The organism is Rhizobacter sp. Root1238 (genome assembly GCF_001425825.1).
In the GTDB taxonomy this organism is placed as follows: domain Bacteria; phylum Pseudomonadota; class Gammaproteobacteria; order Burkholderiales; family Burkholderiaceae_C; genus Rhizobacter.
In genome coordinates, this window is record NZ_LMDM01000032.1 from 23,668 (window position 1) to 29,918 (window position 6,251).

Consider the following 6,251-nt stretch of genomic DNA (forward strand, 5'->3'; position numbering starts at 1 on the left):
GTTTTGTGGCTTCGATTCTTTTTACACAGAAAACTATCCATAAAATGCATCAATTGGCCGATGAGATAGATAGAATTCTGTGTAAATGAACGGCGAGTGCACCATTCAATTGTTTGCCGACGGCACCTGGCATGACGCTGGGGTCGTCAGCCTGTTCGGCAGCGCGCAAGCGGGCTGGCGCGCAGCCAGCTACACCGGCTATGCGGTCGCCTGGGCCGTCGAGCACACCGGTGCCATCGACGCCCATGCGTTCTCGTGCAACCACCCTGTCAGCCTGGAACCGCTGCAGTTGAAACACTGGCCGGTGTTTGTGATCGACATGCTGCCGCAGGGCTTCGGCCGCGAAGAGTTGCTGCGGCAGCTGAGCCTGCCGACCACGATGGCGGATGCAGCCGATTGGCGATTGCTGTTGGCCGGCGCCGGCAATCCGATCGGCAACCTTCGCATCAAGGAAGCCGCCATGTGGCTGGCCGAACGAGACCGCGTCGCGCAAGGCTTCACCGACGCCGAGGTCGCCCGGCGTGGCGAGGCCTTCAGCGAACATCTCGCCTCCCACGGCTTGTTCGTGGCCGGCTCCTCCGGCGTGCAGGGCGAATGGCCCAAGCTTCTGCTGACACGGGCCGACGACGGGCTGCTGTACCTGGACCACACGTTGCCCGACGCCCGGGCCCGCGAACACTTCATCGTCAAGTTCGGCCGCGGCACCGATCCCGCGCTCGCCGCGATCCTGCGTCATGAAGCGCCCTACATGGAACTGGCACGGCGGCTCGGGCTGCGGGTCCATGCGCCGCTGACGCTGCGGGACCGCGCGCTCTTCATCCCCCGCTTCGACCGCCGGCCCATGCCCGGCGGCGTGTTGCGCCTGGCCCAGGAAAGCATCGCCACGCTGACCGGCAAACCAGGCTTCGGCGAGGTGCCCTCGCATGACGAGGTCTGCCGTCAGCTGGTGCGACGCTGCAGCGATCCGCAGACCGAGGTGCTCGAATACCTGCGCCGCGACGTGGCGAACCTCGCGCTCGGCAACAAGGACAACCACGCCCGCAACACCGCGGTGCAGCGCGACTTCGACGGCCACGTGGCGCTGACGCCGCTCTACGACTTTGCCCCGATGTACCTGCACCCGGACGGCATCGCGCGCCGCATTCGATGGGAAGGCAACGACGGCGGACAACCGGATTGGTCGCGCGTGCTGGACAAGGTCTGCGCCGACAGCCTGCCGCAGCCTGGCGAGACCCACACGCCCGTGCGGCGCGAGCCGCTGCTGGCCGGACTGAAGGCCATGGCGCCGGTGCTCGACAAGATCGCCGGCGACGCGGCTGGGTCCGGCCTGTCGCCCGAGGTCCATGCCCATTTGCGAGCCGGCCTGGAATCCCAGGCCCGCCAACTCGCCGCGCTGACCTGAGCGCCGACGACGTGGACAAGCGCTACGGCAGCCTCAGCCTCTCCGAGCAGCTCATGTTGCGCAAGCAGGCCATCGACGAGGTGCTGGCCCACCCGGAATGGTCGACGCAGGAGGCGCTGCGCCACCTGAAGAAGACCCTGCGATTGACCAGCGCCGAGCTCGCCAAGCTGTCGGGCGTGCACTACCGGACGGTGCAGGACATCGAGCAAGGCCGCAGCGAAGGCAGCGTGCAGACGATGAACCGGCTGTTCGGCGTGCTGGGCCTGAAGCTCGGCGTCGTGCGGATCGCGCCGCCCGACGCTTGATCGCGTCAGTGCGTCTTCGCGGCGATCCGCAGCTTCAGCTCGCTGAGCATCGCCAGCGCGATCTCGCGCCCGGCCTGGATCGAGCGCTTGCGCGCCGCGAAATCGGCCGACGACACGTCGTTCAGCTTCGGCCGCAGCACCACGTCGGCCTCGCGCAGCTCGAAGGCATTGATGCTGCGGCTCATGATCGCGAAAGTCTGCAACAGCATGCGCATCGGATCGCCGGTGGCCGCACCGTCCGGCACCGCGGAGATGTCGACCGCAATCACCAGATCGGCGCCCATCTGGCGCGCGAAGCGCACCGGCACCGGCGACACCAGCCCGCCGTCGACGTACTCGCGCGTGCCGATGCGCACCGGCTGGAACACCGCCGGCACCGCACTCGAGGCGCGCACCGCAATGCCGGCGTCGCCGCGCTGGAACAGCACCGGCGCGCCGTTGTCGAGATCGGTCGCGACGATGCCCAGCGGCAGGCGCATCTGCTCGATCGTCTTGCCGCCGGTGCTCTCGCGCACGAAGCGCGCCAGCGCCTCGCCGCGGATCAGCCCGCGCCCGGGAAAGGCCCAGTCGGTGATCGCCGATTCGTCCATCGAATCGGCCATCGCCGCCAGCGCCAGCCCGTTCTTGCCCGACGCATACAGCGCGGCGACCAGGCTGCCGGCCGACGTGCCGACCACCAGGTCCGGCTTGATGCCGTTCTCTTCCAGCACCTGGATCACGCCGATGTGGGCGAAGCCGCGCGCCGCGCCGCCGCCCAGTGCCAACCCGATGCGCGGCGGCTTCGGCACCGGCTTGATGATGACCACCGGCGGCGCGGAGGCCGCGGAATCCGGCGGCACGACCACCACCAGCGGCGGGTTGCCGGCCGGTGAGGAGGCCGAGCCGGAAGGCGACGGAACGGGAACGGTCTGGCAGCCGGCCAGCAGGACGACGGCGGCCACGGCGGCCGCACGGGCCCACGAAGAAGTCAGAAAGGAGCGCATCCGGCGATTCTAGGGAAGGCCGCCTTTATCCCTGTGTCGAATAAACAAGCAACAAAAATGTTCTTCCTGCATATATATGCGCGCCCGTACAGTCGCCGCTTCCTCCTTGACGGCCATGCGCGCCGGGCGTGCCGAACGTGCTGAACGTTCAGTTGGCGAGGAAAATGCGGCCTCCACTGACCCCAGAAGCGAACTCAAGGCGATGTATCAATACACCCCGTTCGACACCCAGTTCGTCAAGCAGCGCGCAGCGCAGTTCCGCGACCAGCTCCAGCGCAACCTCGCCGGCACGCTGGGCGACGACGAGTTCCGCGCACTGCGCCTGCAGAACGGCTGGTACATCCAGCGCCATGCGCCGATGGCCCGCATCGCGGTGCCCTACGGCGAGCTGAGTGCCACGCAACTGCGCATGCTGGCGCGCATCGCACGCGAGTTCGACCGCGGCTACGCCCACTTCACGACGCGGCAGAACTGCCAATACAACTGGATCCCGCTGCCGAAGTCGGCCGACGTGATGGACCTGCTGGCCTCGGTCAGCATGCACGGCATCCAGACCAGCGGCAACTGCATCCGCAACATCACCAGCGACTGCTTCGCCGGTGTCGCGGCCGACGAGATCATCGACCCGCGTCCCTATTGCGAGATCCTGCGCCAGTGGAGCACGCTGAACCCCGAGTTCGCGTTCCTGCCGCGCAAGTTCAAGATCGCCGTCAGCGGCGCCCGCGAAGACCGCGCCGCGATCGCCTGGCACGACATCGGACTGCAGCTGCTGAAGAACGACGCCGGCGAGATCGGCTTCAAGGTGCTGGTCGGTGGCGGCATGGGCCGCACGCCGGTGATCGGCACGGTGATCAACGAGTTCCTGCCGTGGCAGCAGATCCTCGTCTACCTCGAGGCCATCGTGCGGGTCTACAACCGCTACGGCCGGCGCGACAACATGTACAAGGCGCGCATCAAGATCCTGGTGAAGGCCGAAGGCCAGCGCTTCCTCGACGACGTGGCCGAGGAATACCAGAAGATCCTCGCACTCGATGCCGACGGCCGCGAGCAGATCATTCCGCAGGCGGAGTTCGACCGCGTCGCGGCGCACTTCGTGACACCGGCTGGCGTCGCTCCGATCGCGGACAGCAGGATCGACATTCCCGCCGACGCCCCCGCCGCCTTCCAGCGCTGGCTCGAACGCAACGTGCACGCGCACCGCCTCGCCGGCTACCGCAGCGTGACGCTGTCGCTGAAGCGCACCGGCCAAGCGCCGGGCGACATCACCGACGCGCAGATGGAACTGGCCGCCGACCTCGCCGACCGCTTCAGCCAGGCCGAGCTGCGCGTCTCGCACGACCAGAACCTGGTGCTGCCGTGGGTGCGCGAGAGCGAGCTGTTCGCACTGTGGCAGGCCGCCCGCGCCGCCAGCTTCGCGGCGCCCAACATCGGCCTGCTGACCGACATGATCGCCTGCCCCGGCGGCGATTTCTGCGCGCTGGCCAATGCGCGCTCGATCCCGATCGCCGAGGCGATCACCGAGCGCTTCGACGACATCGACGAGCTCTACGACATCGGCGACATCGACCTGCACATCAGCGGCTGCATCAACTCCTGCGGCCACCACCACAGCGGCCACATCGGCATCCTCGGCGTCGACAAGGACGGCAGCGAGTGGTACCAGGTGACGCTCGGCGGGCTCGACGGCTCGGCGATCAGCGGCCACCAGTCGACGCCGGGCAAGGTGATCGGCCCGTCGTTCGCGGCCGACGAGGTGCCCGACGTGATCGAGGCGGTGCTCGACACCTACCGCCAGCAGCGCAGCACCGCGGCCGAGCGCTTCATCGACACCGTGACCCGCATCGGGCTCGATCCGTTCAAGACCGCGGCCAACGCCCAGCGCCGCAGCACCGCCAAGGCCTGACCATGAAATTCATCGATACCGCGCGCGACCCGTGGCGCACCATCACTGGCGAAGACGGCCCGATGGTCACGCTGACGCCCGCACCGAACAGCCTGCTGACGCTCGCGCAATGGCATGGCGTGCGCAGCACCTGGCCGGCCGGCATGCCCGTCGGCGTGCAGTTCCCGAACGATGCCGACATCGAAGACCTGGCCGACGACCTGCCGCGGCTGGCGCTGGTCGTGCTGCATTTCCCGAAGTGGGTCGATGGCCGCGCGTACAGCCAGGCCCGGCTGCTGCGCTCGCGCTACCGCTATGCCGGCGAGGTGCGCGCCACCGGCGAGGTGGTGGTCGACATGATGCCGCTGCTGCAGCGCACCGGCTTCGATGCGGTGGCGTTGCGCGCCGACCAGTCGATCGACATCGCCGAGCGCGCGCTGAACTTCTTCCCCGGCCACTACCAGGCGGACGTGCACGAGCACCGGCCGCTGTTCAAGCGCCCGGCCGGCGAGGAAACGACGAACCGCGAGTTCAACCAGGCGGGCTCGGCGATATGAATGCGATCCAGTTGTATGCACGCGCCAGCGCCGGCTTCGACGACCGCGTCGCGCACGCCGTCGCGGTGCTGAAGCAGGCGGCCGCCGAACATCCGGGCCGCGTCGTGCAGGCCACCAGCCTCGGCGCCGAAGACATGGTGCTGACCGACCTGATCGGGCGGCATGGCATCCCCATCGCGATCGGCACGCTCGAGACCGGCCAGCTGCATGAAGAGACGCTGGCGCTGGTGCCGCGCATTGAGCAGCGCTACGGCCTGGCTGTCGAGGTCTACCGCCCCGAGGCCGACGCGGTGATCCACTTCGTGAAGAACCACGGCGAGCGGGCGATGTACGAGAGCATCGACCTGCGCAAGGGTTGCTGCGGCATCCGCAAGCTGGAACCTCTGTCGCGCATGCTGGCGCAGCGCAGCGCCTGGGTCACCGGCCTGCGCCGCGAGCAGTCGAACAACCGCGGCGAGCTGCCGTTCAGCGAGCCCGACGACAAGGGCCGCATCAAGTTCAACCCGCTGGCCGACTGGAGCTGGAACGACGTCTGGCACTACATCGCGTCGAACGAGGTGCCGTACAACCCGCTGCACGACCAGTTCATGCCGAGCATCGGCTGCGCGCCGTGCACCCGCGCCATTGCGGTGGGCGAAGACTTCCGCGCCGGCCGCTGGTGGTGGGAAGACGAGAAGGCGAAAGAGTGCGGACTGCACGTGCACGGGGCCGAAGAGGCCGCCGTGTCGATGATCGGAGACCGGAAATGAATGCCCCGCTGACCGTGGAACAACTGCTGCCGCAGCTCGACCACAGCCACCTCGACTGGCTCGAGGAAGAAGCCATCTTCATCCTGCGCGAGACCGTGGCCGCGTTCGAGCGCCCTGCCCTGTTGTTCTCGGGCGGCAAGGATTCGTGCGTCGTGCTGCGCCTGGCCGAGAAGGCCTTCAAGACCAAAGGCGCCGATGGTGAGTTCAAGGGCCGCCTGCCGTTCCCGCTGCTGCACGTCGACACCGGCCACAACTTCCCCGAAGTGATCGAGTTCCGCGACCGCCGCATCGCCGAGATGGGCGAGCGCCTGGTGGTCGGCCACCTCGAAGACTCGATCAAGCGCGGCACGGTGCGCCTGTCGCACCCGCTGGA

General features: G+C 68.0%; 7 protein-coding genes. 6 read left to right on the forward strand and 1 reads right to left on the reverse strand.

Annotated elements, in window-relative coordinates; all coding sequences use genetic code 11:
• Positions 1-85: 85 nt before the first annotated feature.
• Together ASC98_RS21190 and ASC98_RS21195 are read left to right on the forward strand one after the other, a co-directional pair.
• A complete protein-coding gene (locus ASC98_RS21190; RefSeq protein WP_056808289.1) occupies positions 86-1,402 on the forward strand; it encodes a type II toxin-antitoxin system HipA family toxin in 1,317 nt (438 codons plus the stop codon).
• A gap of 11 nt (positions 1,403-1,413) precedes the next feature.
• Complete coding sequence (locus ASC98_RS21195; RefSeq protein WP_056808287.1) at positions 1,414-1,707, forward strand: helix-turn-helix domain-containing protein; 294 nt, start codon at positions 1,414-1,416, stop codon at positions 1,705-1,707.
• A gap of 5 nt (positions 1,708-1,712) precedes the next feature.
• Here the strand turns inward: ASC98_RS21195 and ASC98_RS21200 are convergent, their stop codons facing one another.
• Entirely contained in the window at positions 1,713-2,690 is a 978-nt protein-coding gene (locus tag ASC98_RS21200) for a patatin-like phospholipase family protein (protein ID WP_056808285.1), read from the reverse strand.
• Positions 2,691-2,892: 202 nt separating this feature from the next.
• Here ASC98_RS21200 and ASC98_RS21205 point away from each other — a divergent pair, with 202 nt between their 5' ends.
• From ASC98_RS21205 to ASC98_RS21220, 4 genes are all read left to right on the forward strand, one after another.
• Positions 2,893-4,593: a nitrite/sulfite reductase gene (locus ASC98_RS21205; RefSeq protein ID WP_056808283.1), complete on the forward strand. Its 1,701-nt coding sequence runs from the start codon at positions 2,893-2,895 to the stop codon at positions 4,591-4,593.
• Positions 4,594-4,595: 2 nt separating this feature from the next.
• Positions 4,596-5,129: a DUF934 domain-containing protein gene (locus ASC98_RS21210; RefSeq protein ID WP_056808281.1), complete on the forward strand. Its 534-nt coding sequence runs from the start codon at positions 4,596-4,598 to the stop codon at positions 5,127-5,129.
• The gene (locus ASC98_RS21215) at positions 5,126-5,878 is read left to right on the forward strand and encodes a phosphoadenylyl-sulfate reductase (protein ID WP_056820456.1); all 753 of its coding nucleotides are present in this window, start codon (positions 5,126-5,128) and stop codon (positions 5,876-5,878) included. Before ASC98_RS21210 ends, ASC98_RS21215 begins: the two co-directional genes overlap by 4 nt.
• Positions 5,875-6,251: phosphoadenosine phosphosulfate reductase family protein (locus tag ASC98_RS21220; RefSeq protein ID WP_157604837.1), on the forward strand; the 377-nt coding region annotated here is incomplete at its 3' end. The genes ASC98_RS21215 and ASC98_RS21220, both read left to right, overlap by 4 nt.